The organism is Brevundimonas sp. UBA7664, from assembly GCF_002483305.1.
Taxonomy (GTDB): Bacteria; Pseudomonadota; Alphaproteobacteria; order Caulobacterales; family Caulobacteraceae; genus Brevundimonas.
Map to the genome: position 1 here is coordinate 1 of NZ_DLHQ01000029.1, position 14,517 is coordinate 14,517.

The 14,517-nt window shown below is 68.5% G+C and carries 15 protein-coding genes; 6 read left to right on the top strand and 9 right to left on the bottom strand.

The features are described 5' to 3' along the window. The 7 genes from B2742_RS07890 to thiS all read right to left on the bottom strand — a co-directional run. The coding region (locus tag B2742_RS07890; RefSeq protein ID WP_292064820.1) for a LysM peptidoglycan-binding domain-containing protein at positions 1–622 on the bottom strand (622 nt) is incomplete at its 3' end. Between the two features lie 183 nt (positions 623–805). Then, complete coding sequence (locus B2742_RS07895) at positions 806–1,450, bottom strand: protein-L-isoaspartate(D-aspartate) O-methyltransferase (RefSeq protein WP_292064822.1); 645 nt, start codon at positions 1,448–1,450, stop codon at positions 806–808. A gap of 166 nt (positions 1,451–1,616) precedes the next feature. Further along, on the bottom strand, positions 1,617–2,408 hold the full coding sequence (gene surE / locus B2742_RS07900; protein WP_292064824.1) for a 5'/3'-nucleotidase SurE: 792 nt from the start codon (positions 2,406–2,408) through the stop codon (positions 1,617–1,619). Next, the gene (gene serS, locus B2742_RS07905) at positions 2,405–3,910 is read right to left on the bottom strand and encodes a serine--tRNA ligase (protein WP_292064826.1); all 1,506 of its coding nucleotides are present in this window, start codon (positions 3,908–3,910) and stop codon (positions 2,405–2,407) included. Before serS ends, surE begins: the two co-directional genes overlap by 4 nt. A 458-nt stretch (positions 3,911–4,368) precedes the next feature. Continuing rightward, complete coding sequence (locus tag B2742_RS07910) at positions 4,369–5,148, bottom strand: thiazole synthase (protein ID WP_292064828.1); 780 nt, start codon at positions 5,146–5,148, stop codon at positions 4,369–4,371. A 39-nt stretch (positions 5,149–5,187) separates the two neighbouring features. After that, positions 5,188–6,831, bottom strand: coding sequence for a hypothetical protein (locus B2742_RS07915; RefSeq protein ID WP_292064831.1), 1,644 nt, complete (start codon positions 6,829–6,831; stop codon positions 5,188–5,190). Positions 6,832–6,948: 117 nt separating this feature from the next. Next, a complete protein-coding gene (gene thiS / locus B2742_RS07920; RefSeq protein ID WP_292064834.1) occupies positions 6,949–7,146 on the bottom strand; it encodes a sulfur carrier protein ThiS in 198 nt (65 codons plus the stop codon). A gap of 99 nt (positions 7,147–7,245) precedes the next feature. Between thiS and aroQ the strand changes: the two genes are divergently transcribed. Genes aroQ through aat form a run of 4 tightly spaced genes read left to right on the top strand, consistent with a single transcriptional unit; the run spans position 7,246 to position 10,302 of the window. Then, positions 7,246–7,713 carry a type II 3-dehydroquinate dehydratase gene (aroQ, locus tag B2742_RS07925; RefSeq protein ID WP_292064836.1) on the top strand — a complete coding sequence of 156 codons (468 nt, stop codon included), beginning with the start codon at positions 7,246–7,248 and terminating at the stop codon, positions 7,711–7,713. Positions 7,714–7,732: 19 nt separating this feature from the next. Continuing rightward, complete coding sequence (gene accB / locus B2742_RS07930) at positions 7,733–8,254, top strand: acetyl-CoA carboxylase biotin carboxyl carrier protein (protein ID WP_292064838.1); 522 nt, start codon at positions 7,733–7,735, stop codon at positions 8,252–8,254. Between the two features lie 3 nt (positions 8,255–8,257). Beyond that, positions 8,258–9,610, top strand: a complete 1,353-nt coding sequence (gene accC / locus B2742_RS07935) for an acetyl-CoA carboxylase biotin carboxylase subunit (protein ID WP_292064840.1) — start codon at positions 8,258–8,260, stop codon at positions 9,608–9,610. Next, positions 9,607–10,302 carry a leucyl/phenylalanyl-tRNA--protein transferase gene (gene aat, locus B2742_RS07940; protein ID WP_292064914.1) on the top strand — a complete coding sequence of 232 codons (696 nt, stop codon included), beginning with the start codon at positions 9,607–9,609 and terminating at the stop codon, positions 10,300–10,302. Before accC ends, aat begins: the two co-directional genes overlap by 4 nt. Here aat and B2742_RS07945 read toward each other — a convergent pair. Then, a complete protein-coding gene (locus tag B2742_RS07945) occupies positions 10,269–10,919 on the bottom strand; it encodes a DUF2155 domain-containing protein (RefSeq protein ID WP_292064843.1) in 651 nt (216 codons plus the stop codon). The genes aat and B2742_RS07945 overlap by 34 nt on opposite strands. Beyond that, positions 10,916–11,308 (bottom strand): NADH:ubiquinone oxidoreductase subunit NDUFA12, encoded by a 393-nt coding sequence (locus tag B2742_RS07950; protein WP_292064846.1) that lies wholly within the window; start codon positions 11,306–11,308, stop codon positions 10,916–10,918. Before B2742_RS07950 ends, B2742_RS07945 begins: the two co-directional genes overlap by 4 nt. A 207-nt stretch (positions 11,309–11,515) precedes the next feature. Between B2742_RS07950 and B2742_RS07955 the strand changes: the two genes are divergently transcribed. Together B2742_RS07955 and B2742_RS07960 are read left to right on the top strand one after the other, a co-directional pair. Continuing rightward, the gene (locus tag B2742_RS07955) at positions 11,516–13,912 is read left to right on the top strand and encodes a TSCPD domain-containing protein (protein ID WP_292064849.1); all 2,397 of its coding nucleotides are present in this window, start codon (positions 11,516–11,518) and stop codon (positions 13,910–13,912) included. A 61-nt stretch (positions 13,913–13,973) separates the two neighbouring features. Then, a complete protein-coding gene (locus B2742_RS07960) occupies positions 13,974–14,465 on the top strand; it encodes a pentapeptide repeat-containing protein (protein WP_292064852.1) in 492 nt (163 codons plus the stop codon). The last annotated feature ends 52 nt before the right edge of the window (positions 14,466–14,517 follow it).

A 14,517-nucleotide genomic window follows, 5' to 3' on the forward strand; every position in this document is an offset into this window, starting at 1 on the left:
CCGCCGCCGCCGCCGCCGCCGACGGCGGCGGCGGCGGCGGCGGCGGCGTCCCCTCGTCCGGCACATAGACCCCGCCCGGCGAAGGCCCGGTGGCGTAGGGATCGCCGCCGATATCGACCGCGCTGTCCGGCAGGATCAGTCTCTGGCCGGGATTGATCGCCGCGCGCGGCCCCAGGCCGTTGAGGTCGATCAGGGTCTGCACCGGCGTCTGGAAGCGCCGGCCGATGCCCGAGATGGTGTCCCCCGGCTGAATCTCATAGGCCGCCCCGGCGGTGACGGCCCCGCCCGATCGCGCGGGCGGCGGCGGCTCGCTGAAGCCTTCCGAGGCCGGTCCGGCGGCCGGCCGCGGCCCCGTGTTCACCGGCGCGTCCAGCGCCCCGCCCTCGATCGAGGCGACGGGGGCCGTCATCGGCGGCGGCGCCTCATCGGCGGGATTGGTCGCCCCACGCACGCCCTCGCCGCTCGGCGCCGGCGCGGCGGGATAGACCGGGCCCCGCGCGGGCGGCGGCGCATCGGCCGCGTGGATCGCATAGCGCGGCGCGTCCGGATAGCTGGCGCAGGCCGCCAGAGTCGCCGCGGCGCCCAGCACCGCCAGAGCCCTGATCGCGAATCGAATCGTCATGCCGTCTCCCGCCGCCCGGTCGCGTCCCAGGCCTCTCGCCTGTGTGCCCCGACCGTCGCCCCAAGCCAACCCGTCAAAGGGCGCCAAAGTTGGGCGCGAAGGTTAATGGGGGTCGAGGGTCGTGGGTCGAGAGAGTCGCCGCCTGCCGCGCGTGGCGCGCCAGTATATTCCTCGACCCGACCCTCACCCCTCTTTCGCCGTCCCCTCGACCAGCGGCACGAACCGCACCTCGGCCAGGCTCTCGCGCTGGAAGCTGCCGTCGGCCTGGCCGACGTAGCGGTGCAGCCGCTGCACCGACGACCGACCCACCGGGCAGACCAGAATGCCGCCCGGCTTCAGCTGATGCAGCAGTTCGGTCGGCTCGCCCGGCGACGCCGCCGTGACCATGATCCGGTCGAACGGCGCCTGTTCCGGCCAGCCCAGGCCGCCGTCGCCATGCCGGGTGATGACATTGTCGATCTTCAGATCCTTCAGCCGCGCCTCGGCCTCGGTCAGCAGGCTGCGATAGCGCTCCACCGAATAGACATAGCGCGCCAGCCGGCTCAGCACCGCCGCCTGGTAGCCGCTGCCCGTGCCGATCTCCAGCACCCGGTGGCGCGGCTGCACGTCCAGGGCCTGGGTCATCAGGCCGACGATATAGGGCTGCGAAATCGTCTGTGCGCAGTCGATCGGCAGGGCCTGGTCCTCCCACGCCTGGTCGAGGAATTTCTCATGCACGAAGACCGCCCGGTCGATCGACTCCATCGCCGTCAGCACGCGCGGGTCCGTGACCCCCTGCTGACGAAGGCCGAGGATCAGACGTCCGGCGCGGTCGTCTTTCAAGCTCATCTCCCTTCCCCCATTTCGGGGGAAGGTGGCAGGCGAAGCCTGACGGATGGGGGCTGGCGGACGGCGGAGCGTTCACCTGCCGATCCGGACGCGGACAGAGCCCCCATCCGAGCCGCTCCGCGGCCCACCTTCCCCCGAGATGGGGGAAGGCCGTGCAGGAGCGACCTCATTTCGCCGCCAGCGTCTTCGGCGGCGCCCCGCCCAGCACGCCCTTCAGGTCGTGGATGCTCGGCGCATGGGTCAGGTCGATGTGCAGCGGCGTGACCGAAATCTTGCCCTCGTCCATGGCCCGCAGGTCCGTCCCCGGCGGATGGTCATGCTTGGTCCCGCGGAAGCTCATCCAGTAATAGTCGCGGCCGCGCAGGTCGGTGCGCTTGACCGCATGCATCTCGCCGATGTCGCGGAAGCCCTGCCGCGTCACCTCGACCTCGGTCACCTCGTCCGGCGCGCGGCTCGGAAAGTTCAGGTTCATCACCACACCGGCTTGCCACGGCTGGGCCAGCAGGCGCGAGATGATCGCCGGCGCATATGCCTCGGCCGTCTCCCAGTGCGCCGTCACCTCGTCGTGGAACCGCTCCAGCGACTGGCTCAGGGCGATCGACCGGATGCCGAACGCCATCCCCTGCAGCGCCCCCGCCACCGTCCCCGAATAGGAACAGTCCTCGCCGACATTGTGCCCGCGGTTGACCCCCGACAGCACCAGATCCGGCCGCTCCGGCATCAGGTCATTGACCGCCAGCACGACGCAGTCGGTCGGCGTCCCCGTCACCGCGAACCGCTTTTCGCCCATCTGGTTGACCCGCAGTGGCTCGGTCAGAGTGATTCCCCGCCCCTTGCCCGACTGCTCGACCTGCGGCGCGCAGATCCAGATGTCGTCCGACAGCGTCCGGGCGATCCGCTCCAGACACTCCAGGCCTTCCGCCTCGATGCCGTCGTCGTTGGTGAGGAGGATTCTCATCCGACGTGGGTCATCCCCTCGGGCATATACCGCTTCAACGCCTCCGGCACCGCGATCCGTCCGTCTGCCTCCTGATAGTTCTCCATCACCGCCACCAGCGTGCGCCCGACCGCGAGCCCGCTGCCGTTCAGCGTGTGCACGAACTCGGTCTTCTTCTCCCCGGCCCGCTTGAACCGCGCATCCATCCGCCGGGCCTGGAAGTCCCCGCAGTTGGAGCAGGAGCTGATCTCCCGATACGTCCCCTGCGACGGCAGCCAGACCTCCAGGTCAAATGTCTTCCGCGCCGAAAAGCCCATGTCGCCCTTGCACAGCAGCATCCGCCGATAGGGCAGCCCCAGCTTCTCCAGCACCGCCTCGGCGCAACGCACCATCCGTTCGTGCTCGGCCTCGGAATCCTCCGGCCGGGTGATCGAGACCATCTCCACCTTGTGGAACTGGTGCTGCCGGATCAGCCCGCGCGTATCCCGCCCCGCCGACCCCGCCTCGGCCCGGAAACAGGGCGTCAGGGCGGTGAGGCGCATCGGCGTCGCCAGCTCGTCCTCGGGCAGGATCTGCTCGCGCACGAGATTGGTCAGGGAAACTTCGGCGGTGGGGATGAGGAAAGCCTGCTGCGATCCAGGCTCGCGTTTGAATTGGCGGGCTTCCACAATTTCGTCCGCGGTCTGGCGCAGGCTGGTGATGCGTTCGCGCGTGTCCGCCAAAAGTCGCGAATCACCGTCTCCCACGGCTTCAAGCAAGGTCTCTGTAAGCGATGCCGTCTGCATCAATTCGTAGACGACGGAGCCGACCCCCATGAGCTCGGCATTCGTCCGAAACGCCGGGGTTACGACCTGGAACAGATCCTCCTCGAACTTCGGCAGCTGCCCCGTCCCGAACATCGCCTCGTCGCGCACCAGATACGGCGGATTGACCTCCAGATAGCCGTGCTCAATCGTCTGCACATCGAGCATGAACTGGCCGATCGCCCGTTCCAGCCGCGCCAGCCCGCCCTTCAGCACCGCGAACCGCGACCCCGACATCTTCGCCGCCGCCTCAAAGTCCAGCAGGCCCAGCGCCTCACCCAGATCGGCGTGATCCTTCGAAGGCCCGCCCTCCTTCGGCGTCCCCCACGGCTGGCCGACCAGCACATTCCCGGCCTCGTCCTCGCCGTCCGGCACATCGTCCGCCGCCAGGCTCTTCTGCGCCGCCAGCAGGTCGCGCAGGGCCTTGCCGACCCGCGCCTCCTCGGCCTCCGCCGCCGCGATCTCGCCCTTCAGGCTCTCGACCTCGCCCTTCAGCCTTTCGGCCTCGGCCAGGTCCTTGCGGCCCATGGCCGCCCCGATCAGTTTCGAGCTCTCATTGCGCCGCGCCAGCGCCGTCTGCCCCGCCGTCTGCGCCGCCCGCAGCGCCGTATCCAGCGTCAGGATTTCATCCACCAGCGCCTGCGCGTCCTCAACCTCGCGCGACGACCAGCCGCTCACATAGGCGGCGGGATTGTTTCGAATGGCGCGGATGTCGTGCATGGTCGTTCAGTCTGTCTGGGGAGGAAGGGATGCTCTATCCGACTCCCTCTCCCATTGGGAGAGGGCTTGAGCGCACGAGCGCGAAGCGGTCGTTCTTGCGCGAAAGGGTGTGGGACGACCGCCTCGGGGCGGCTTCGCCGCTTCAACCAGCCGACCCACATCCGGCGCTACGCGCCACCTTCTCCCAGAGGGAGAAGGGTCCGTGCTTCCTTCCCTTGCCGTGTCTTCTCGCCCTTCTCGACCCCCAACAGTGACTTCTCGCCCCTCCCCGCGAGCGAAATCCCACCCCACGTCCGAATCTGACGCAGCCGCATGCCTTAATGCCCAAACCCCCACGGGGCCGGTCTTTGACAATCCTGATCCATTGCTCCGCCCGCCCCAGGACGCAGCCCCCCGACCCAACCGGGTACATTTTTTTGTACCGCCCGGACCCAATTTTTTGGGTCGACTGAAGACTCTCAGATCAGCCCGGCCATTGGCGAGCTCGCGCTGGCGTACATCCGCTTCGGCATCCGCCCGGCCAGATAGGCCTGCCGCCCGGCGATCACCGCATGCTTCATCGCGCTGGCCATCAGGATCGGATCCTTCGCCGCCGCGATGGCCGTATTGGCGATCACCGCGTCGCAGCCCAGCTCCATGGCGATGGTCGCATCCGAGGCCGTGCCCACGCCGGCGTCGACCAGCACCGGCACCCCGGCCCCCTCGACGATCAGCCGGATGTTGACCCGGTTCTGGATGCCCAGCCCCGAGCCGATCGGGCTCGCCGCCGGCATGATCGCCGCCGCCCCGGCGTCCTCCAGCCGCTTCGCCATCACCACGTCGTCGGTGCAATAGACCATGACGTCGAAGCCGTCGGCGACCAGCAGGTCCAGCGCCCGCAGCGTCTCGACCATGTCCGGATACAGGTGGGCGCTGTCCGACAGCACCTCCAGCTTGACCAGATTCCACCCGCCCGCCTCGCGCGCCAGCCGCAGCGTCCTGACCGCGTCCTCGCCGGTGAAACAGCCGGCGGTGTTGGGCAGGAAGGTGAACCGGTCCGGCTTCACATGATCGACCAGCATCGGCTGGCTGGGGTCCGACAGGTTCACCCGCCGCAGCGCCACGGTGACGATCTCCGCCCCCGCCGCCTCGGCCGCCGCGGCGTTCTGCGCATAGTCCGCGTATTTGCCGGTGCCGACGATGAGGCGGCTGTTGAAGGTCCGTCCGGCAACGGTCCAGGTGTCTGTGGGAGAGGTCATGGGCGGGCTTCTAACGCCTATCCGGGTCCGCGCGAAGCCTCAGGGCGCCGCGCAGGCGAGCGGCGCCACCGGATCGTCGAGTCGTTCCAACGGCGCTCCTGTCAGGGACGCCTTCACCGCCTCATAGGCATCGTCCGCGCCGCTGAAGCTGAACAGTCCGCCTCGATCCGTGGCATGCCGCCCATGCAGGATCGACAGCGCCTTGCGCACACCGTCTATCGCCTCCTCATCCTGCCCCGGCGTTACCAGCATCTGCTGCAGCAACTCACTGTCCAGCTCGTCGCCCCACAGGCCGAGGGTCTGCACAGTCATGATCCTCCCGGATTCCCCGGAACAGAAAAACCGGACGAGCGCCACGTCCCGTTCCTTGCCGAAAATCCAGACCAGGGTCCGCAGCGGCAGCCACGCCGGGTCCTCATCCTCAAGCCAATTCGCAGAAGGAGTCACTCTTTGAAGCTCTTCCGCCGCCCAGGATTGCAGAGGCTCGTCATAACGCGTCGCCAGCGCCAGCGTGACCTCCGGCCTCGCCCGGTAGTCCGCGGGTCTGAGCGCGCGGATATCGTCACCGGCGCGCACGTCGATCCCCCGGCGCTTCATATCCCAGAACAGGCTCAGCGCGGTCTCGGGCCAACGCGCCGCGACATGGGAATGGGCACGCCAGGTCGCATCGCCCTCGCCGAAAGTGAAATCCTTGCCCTGCATTGCGTACTCGACGTCGCTGACCAGCGCGATCGCCTGATCGTCCGGCAGCCCGCCCATACGCCGCATGACTTCGGTTTCGACGATACCGAAGGCCCGACGAAACTGCCCACCGTTCGCCAGATAGCGGATGGAAAGCCCGAGCGTCCGCGGGCTCGGGCCCGCCTCGAGCAGCCGCTCAAACAACGGAAGCGCGTCCGGATGGGAGCCGTTGACCAGCGATGTCAGTACGAAATCCTTCTGCCGCTCGATGTCGAAATCCGGCCTTTGGATGTCGAACACCAGGTCGGTCAGGGCGTCGGCCATCCCGCCCTCGCGGTTGGCCTCCGGCCCGCGAACGGAGAACCGAGGGCTCTCCCCCCGCTCCAGCGCCTCATAGGCCCTGACGAGATAGGGTGTCGGCTTCTCAGGCGACAGGGAGCTCAGCTGATCCCGAATATCCAGCGCCACCTGCCGGTCGCCCGCCGAGGCTCCAGGCGATTCAAGCACTGGCAGGCGAGCGGCGAGCGCATCCAGCGCGGCCATGCCGTCCGGGTCTTGCTGGACCTCTATGTAAAGGTTCAACGCCCGGACCCAGGGGCTGTCAGCGCCGGCGTAGTCTTCAGCCCCGCGCCAGAACGTGGGCTGGAACGCATACCACTCGGCCGGCTCCTCGACGCCGTCGCCCTGCTCCAGGAACAGCACGTAACGGCCGCCTTGCTGGAATGTGGACCGCGAGCAGCCCCCGAAATAGGTCTCTGGATGGGCGACGGTCAGATCATTGGGATCGCTGGGCGTGGTCTGGCCCAGACGAGCGCCCGCCATGAGCGCGGTCGCCGCCGGATGGCCCTTCAATGTCTGTTCGATCCGAAAGGTGACGCCGCTCAGCCAGGGCTCGGTCCCGGACGTTTCGCTGCTCGCGACGGCGACTACAACCGCGTCGGCCTGCTCAACCAGTTCATAGCTGGTCGACCGGACGAATTCACTGTCCACCGAGCAGGCCATGGCGGCGGTACCGGAACCACACAAGGCAACCCCAGCCAACACCGTCGCTACAATTCGCATACCCACCCCCGAAATTCCCGCATCAGGAGCTCATCAAACGATGACACAACTGTGGCGTCACCCCCCGCCGACGAACTGCACCAGTTCCACCCGGTCCCCCTCGGCCAGCGCCGTCGTCGCATGCAGCGACCGCGGCACGATCTCCAGATTGCGCTCCACCGCCACCTTGCGCACATCCAGCCCCAGCTCCTCGACCAGCGCCAGGATAGTCGTCGCCGCAACCTCGCGATGTTCCCCGTTGACCTGTATGCGCATGCCCTTACGTCACTCTTTCAAGCGCGCGGTTTGATAACCGTCCCGCCTCAGCTAAAAGGCCGGTCCGATTCCGGTCGGACCGTCCAATCCGCGAGCGCAATGCCCGAGACCCCCGTCCTCTACGTCCTGAACGGCCCGAACCTCAACCTGCTTGGGGTGCGCGAGCCCGACATCTATGGCCATGAGACCCTGGCCGACGTGCAGGCGCTGTGCGAGCGCGCCGCCGAAGGCGCGACCGTGGTCTTCCGCCAGACCAATCACGAGGGCGAACTGATCGACCAGGTCCACGAAGCTCGAGAAAAGGCCTCGGCGCTGGTCATCAACGCGGCCGGCTACACCCACACCTCGGTGGCCCTGCTGGACGCCCTGAAGACGCTGACGATCCCCGTCGTCGAATGCCACCTGTCCAACCCGGCGGCGCGCGAGCGCTTCCGCCATCGCTCCTATGTTTCGTCGGTCGCGGCCGGCGTGGTTTCGGGCTTCGGCCCATTCAGCTACGAACTGGCCGTCAGGGCCGCTCTGCGGCTGGCGCAGGAACGCCGCGCCGCCGCCGATCGTTCGGTTTAGAAGGTAAAAAGAGGCTCCCATGGCCGAATCCAAAACGCCCGCTCCGAAGCTCAAGAACGAAGCCGAGATCGACACCACCCTGGTGCGGTCACTTGCTGACATTCTCAATGACACCTCCCTGACGGAGATCGAGTTGGAGCGCGGCGAGCTGCGCATCCGCGTCGCCCGCGAAATCGTGGCCGCGCCGGTCATGCAGTACGCCGCCGCCCCGGCTCCTGCCGCCGCCCATGCGCCCGCGTCGGCGCCCGCCGCCGCGGCCCCGGCCTCGATGCCGTCCGACCCGGCCACCATCGTCGCCAAACAGGGCGAAGAGGTGAAGTCGCCCATGGTCGGCACCGTCTATCTGCAGGCCTCGCCGGAAGCCCCGCCCTTCATCGCCGTCGGCGACAAGGTCAAGAAGGGCCAGACCCTGCTGATCGTCGAGGCCATGAAGACGATGAACCCGATCCAGGCCCCCCGCGACGGCGTCGTGGTCGAGGTGCTGGTCGGCGACGCCCAGCCGGTCGAGTTCGGCGAAGCCCTCGTCCTGCTGGAAGCCTAGGCCGTGTTCACCAAGGTCCTCATCGCCAACCGCGGCGAAATCGCCCTGCGGATTCACCGCGCCTGCAAGGAGATGGGCATCTCCACCGTCGCCGTGCACTCCGAGGCCGACCGCGGCGCCATGTGGGTGCGGCTGGCGGACGAAAGCGTCTGCATCGGCCCCGCCCCGGCGGCGAAGAGCTATCTCAACATTCCGTCGATCATCGCCGCCGCCGAGATCACCGGCGCCCAGGCCATCCACCCCGGCTACGGCTTCCTGTCCGAGAACGCCCGCTTCGCCGAGATCGTCGAGGCCCACGGCATGACCTTCATCGGTCCCAAGCCCGAGCACATCCGGGTCATGGGCGACAAGATCACCGCCAAACAGACCGTGCTCGAGGCCGGCATCCCCTGCGTCCCCGGTTCGGCCGGCGAGGTCGAGACCGTCGAGGACGCCATCGCGGCTTCGAAGACCATCGGCTTCCCCCTGATCGTCAAGGCCGCCGCGGGCGGCGGCGGGCGCGGCATGAAGGTGGCCCTGACCGCCGATGACCTCGTCGAGGCCGTCCAGACCGCCCAGTCCGAAGCGACCGCTGCCTTCGGCAACGGCGCCGTCTATATGGAGCGCTACCTCCAGAAGCCGCGCCACATCGAGCTTCAGGTCATCGCCGACAGCCACGGCAACGTCGTCCACCTCGGCGAGCGCGACTGCTCCCTGCAGCGCCGCCACCAGAAGGTCATGGAAGAGGCCCCCTCTCCGGCCCTGTCAGCGGCCGAACGCGTCGCCATCGGCGAGACCGTCAACAAGGCCATCGCCGCCATCGGCTACCTCGGCGTCGGCACCATCGAATTCCTCTGGGAAGACGGCGAATTCTTCTTCATCGAGATGAACACCCGCCTGCAGGTCGAGCATCCGGTTACGGAAATGATCACGGGCGTTGATCTGGTCCGCGAACAGATCCGCATCGCCGCCGGCCTGCCGCTGTCCTTCACCCAGGCCGATGTGAAATTCACCGGCCACTCGATCGAGTGCCGCATCAACGCCGAGAACGCCGAGACCTTCACCCCCTCGCCCGGCACCATCACCGACTTCCACGCCCCCGGCGGCCTGGGCGTCCGTCTGGATAGCGCCATCTACGCCGGCTATTCGATCCCGCCCTACTACGACAGCCTGATCGGCAAGCTGATCGTCCACGGCCGCGACCGCGAGGAATGCATCGCCCGCCTCAGGCGCAGCCTGAACGAGATGGTCATCGGCGGCATCGACACGACCATCCCCCTGTTCCAGAAGCTGCTGCAGGAGCCCGACATCCTGTCCGGCGACTATGACATCCACTGGCTCGAGAACTGGGCCAAGCGCCAGAAGACCGGCGCCTGAGCGACCCGGGCTTCAGCGCCGGCGGGCCCTTCGGCGGCTTCGGCCCCGATGAACTGCTGAACTGCTACGCCACCGGCGTATTCCCCATGGGCGAGGCCCGCGACGACCCGCGCATCTTCCTCGTCGAGCCGGAACAGCGCGGGGTCATCCCGCTGGACCGGTTCCACGTCCCGACCCGCCTGAAGCGCACGGTCCGCGCCGACGGGGTCACGGTCCGGGTCGACACCGCATTCGACGCCGTGCTGGACGCCTGCGCCGCCTCCGGCCCCGGCCGCGACGACAGCTGGATCAACGCCCCGATCCGCCGCCTCTACATCGAACTGAACGCCCGGGGCCACGCCTACAGCATCGAGTGCTGGCGCGACGAGACCCTGGTCGGCGGCCTCTATGGCGTGACCCTTGGCGGAGCCTTCTTCGGCGAGAGCATGTTCAGCCGCGAGCGCGACGCCTCGAAGATCGCCCTGGTGCACCTGGTCGCGCGGTTGAAACGGGGCGGCTGGCGGCTGCTGGACACGCAGTTCCTGACCAGTCACCTCAGCCAGTTCGGCGCGATCGAGACGCCGCAGTCGACCTATCTCAAACTGCTGCGCACAGCCCGACTGCTGCGGCCCAACACCCGGTCCCTGTTCGACCCCATGACCGGATCAGAGGCGCTGTTCTACGCCTTGCAGCCGACAATCCAGGCGTCATAGATCGGGTGCTGCAGCCCGCTGACGCCAGGCGAGGAGGCGAACATCCAGCCGCGGAAAATCTGGCGCGGCTCATTGACCTGCATGACGCCACGCGGCTGCAGGCTGACTTCCAGATAGGCGACGGCGTCCGCAACCTGTTCATCGGGGGCCGACACTTCACAGGCGCGGGCCGTAAAGATCAGCGTCTTCTGGAACCGGACCGGACGACCGCCGACCTCGACCTCGAACCGCATCGATTCGGCCGTGATCTTGTCGATGGCTTCGACGATGGCGACGCGACGACGCTGACGGCGCGCGGGTGCGGCCGGCGCAGCGGGACGGGCCACGGCGGGAGCCGCCTCAGCCTCTTCTTTCGGCTCTTCCTTGTCGATCTCCGCCACCACGATGGAAGGCGCGGGCGGCGTCACGGCGATCGGCGTGGTCGGCGCGGGCGCCGCTTCGGGCGCGGGCTCGACGGGCGCAGTCTGGGCCGGCGTCTGCCGGTTCAGCGTCGCCGTCGGATCCTGGATGGGGACAGCGTCCTGGGGCAGGTCGTTGAGGGCGGAGGCCAGCACCCCGCCCGACGCCATCAGCGCCACGGCGGTCACGCCCGCCAGAATGCCGCCGCGGAGCGTCATTCCGGTCGCCAGGATTCGTAGTCGCCCGTCGCCGGCGGCCGCACGCCATCGGACGCCAGCGACCCCTTGGGCCGCCAGGCCATGGGCGTACCGGTCAGGTTAGGCAGATGGTCCTCCTCCCAGGCGCGGCGAGGCAGGGGCTGATCCGTCGGCAGTTCGTCAAAGGTGTAGTGCAGCCAGCCATGCCAGTCCGGCGGCACTTTCGAGGCGTCGGCATAGCCGTTGTAGGTCACCCAGCGGCGACGGCGGCCGTCATAACTGGAGCTGTCGCGCGACAGGTAATACCGGTTGCCAAACTCGTCCGTCCCCACGTGCTCGCCACGCTTGGCGATGGTGAAGAAGGTGCCGATGGTGGCGCCGCTGGTCCAGCCGAAGATCCTGCCTAGCACGTCGGGAATTCCACTCAGTTCGGGTCGCCCGGCGGAGGGCCGGCGACGCAGATCAATCATAGAAAGGCTCGGCCCCGGCGTCCAGCACCGCCGGACGACCGCGACCCTCAACATCTTGGGGGTAACCGTTCCCGGGCACGCCAGATTTATTGCCGCGCCCCCGACGGCGCCGCTAGTCTGGCCGAAAGGCCACGTCGAGTCCGCCGCATGCGCTTTCCCTTCGCCTCGCTCGCCGCCGCGATGCACCGACCCGTCCGCGAGATCGAGCGCGCCGACCGGATCGTGGTCGTTCGCGCTCCGGAGGGCTGGACAGACGTCCAGATCGAGGCCTGGCTGGACTGGGCCGACGCCGAGAAACTGGCTGTTGAAGGCGATGACCCGCTGGCGGAGATGGCCGAGGCCTTTGGCCGGCGACTTCGCAGCGCCGACACGGACGTCCTGGCCGCCACGCTGCTGCTGGGGCTCGCCTCGCCTGCCCGGACCGCCGGCGTCGCGGCGGGTCTGCACGATCTGTCTGACCCCGGCACAGCCCGTCAGCTGGAAGCGGAAACGGCCCGGCGGCGAACGAACCGCCTGGCGGCAGGGGCCGTCGAGGCCGCGTCCGCAGCGCTGGAGAAGGTGGCCGACGCTGTCGCTCGCTGCGAGGGTCCGCGCGCCGACTGCGCCGACCCCCTGCGGAATCCCGCCCTGGCCCGGGCGGCGCTCGCCGCGCGCCGCGCAGGCGCCAGCGACGCCGACATCGTCCGCGCCATCCAGGGCGAACGCTTCGACGTCGCGCGCCTGCCCGCTCCGTCCTCTCCGCCTCGTCTGGCCATGGCCGACCGCGCCATGATCGCCTCGGGAGCGCCAGAAGCGTTGATGGCTGCGGAGGCCTCGCTGGATGGCGATCTCATCCTGACCTTTGATCCGGATACGGCCGAGGCCTTGGCTCAGGCCGGGCGATCTCCAGCGGTCATGCTCTGCCTGCCCGCGCTGCAGCAACTCGCCGGAACGGAGTTCGAGGCCGCGTTCCGCCAACTCGTCAGCCTCTGGACAGCGGCCCTCGCGGCTGACGGCCCGGCGCTTGTGGCGGTCGGACTGGGCGGACTGGCCGATTTCGTCCTTGCCGACTCCAGTCAGGCTCGCGCCGGAGATCTGGCGAACCTCGTTCGATCGGCCGCCGGCGAAACGGCGACGGCCCTGTTCGTCGATGACGCCGAAGCCGCCCTGCGGCTGGGTCTGTCGCGCTTCTCGGCTGTTGATGTCTGGCAGACCTCGGATGGCGGCGTCGCGCGGCGCCTGCGCCCTGCAATGGCTGTGGCGATCGCCAGGAGCGGCGGGGATATCGATGCGGCCGAGCGGCGACTGTTCGGCCGGCGAACCCTCGTCAACGCGCCCGGCGTCGACCACGCCGCCCTGCGGGCCAAGGGCTTTACGGATGTGGAGCTGGAAGGTCTGGAGCAGGCCCTGGCCGAGGTTGATTCGCTCGGTGACGCCTTCCGGCCGCCGGTCCTTGATGCCGGCTTTCTCCGCGACGTCTTGGGGGTTGAAGAAGTCGCGGAGGCGCTACTGCCGCAACTCGGCTTCGCGGCGGACGAGATCGCCCGCGCCGAGGCATGGGCGTTTGGTCACGGCCATCTGGCCGGATGGGACGCCGCGCCTGAAGACCTTGCGGCCGTCCTGGCGGACCCGGCGGCGTATGAGGCCTCGCTGCGCGCTGAACTCGAGCCTGGGAGCGCGGTCCCCGATGTTGCGCCAACCCTGATCGATTGGCGCGCCTCGGCGCCACAGGCCGCGCGCCTGCTGGCCGACGCGGCGCGTGACGGGCGCCGGGCGATCCGGCTGATGCGCGCCGCACCGCCCGCCGGCCCCCTGCTCGATCTGGTCGAGCCCGAACCGGCGGCGCGCCCACGCCGCTGGGAACCGGAGACCCGGGCCGTTGAACGGGTCGTGGAGAAGGTCGTCGAACGCGACCGCACGCGCCGCAAGCTGCCGGACCGCCGCAAGGGCTATATCCAGAAGGCGGCCGTCGGTGGGCACAAGGTCTACATCCACACCGGCGAATACGACGATGGCGAGCTCGGCGAGATCTTCATCGACATGCACAAGGAAGGCGCCGCCTTTCGCTCGCTGATGAACAATTTCGCCATCGCGATCTCGATCGGGCTCCAGTACGGCGTGCCGCTGGACGAGTTTGTCGACGCCTTCATCTTCACCCGGTTCGAGCCTGCCGGGTCGGTCACTGGCAACGATTCGATCAAGTCCGCGACCTCGATCCTCGACTATATTTTCCGCGAACTGGGCGTCTCCTATCTGGACCGCCATGAGCTCGCCAATGCCGAGCCTGATCCGTTGAGCGGCAATGGTCTGGGCACATTGGAAGGCGAGGGCGACGCGCCCGAAGCGGTTCCCGCCGCGCGGTTCATTTCCAAGGGCTTTGCGCGAGGCGCAGCGCCGGACAATCTGGTCGTCCTGCCGTTCGGCCAGAGGCGGGAAGCGCCGGCCACCTCCCATGCGACGACCGAAGCGGTCGCCTGCCCGGCCTGCGGCGATTTCTCGCTGCAGCAACGGGGCGCGGGCTGGGCCTGCGACACCTGCGGCGCGGCGCCGTCGATGCAGGGTTGATCAACGATTTGGCGCCATGGTGCTTCGCGTCGAGCCTCGCCCGACGCGACCGGAGCCCACCATGAAGCCGATCCTGACCGCCGCCGTCATCGCAGCGCTCGCCGCCGCCGCCCTGCCCGCCATGGCCCAGAACGCCGGCCAGATCGCGCGCGTGCGCGGCGGAGCGAGCTGCGCCGGCTGCAACCTGTTCCAGGCGGCCCTGTCTGGGCTGGAGGCCCGCGGCCTGAACCTGTCAGACGCCCGGCTTCGTCAGGCCGACCTGAGCCTGGCGGTGATGAACCGGACCCGGTTCTCCAATGCCGACCTGCGCGATGTCGAGGCCTATGGCGGCGTCTTCTCCGGCTCGAACTTCTCGGGAGCCAACCTGACCAACGCCAGTTTCGTGGGCGCCTGGCTGGAGGGTGCGGCCTTCTCCGGCGCGACCCTGACCGGGGTCAATTTCTCGGGCGCTTCGTTGCGGCGTGCGACGGGCCTTACCCAGAGCCGATTGAACCGGGCTTGCGGCGACGAGGCGACGCAACTGCCGGGTGGCCTGTCCATCCCCCACTGCTAGGAAGTCCCGGACCTTACGGCGAATTAAGTAGGGTTTGCCGGTATTTGAAGCC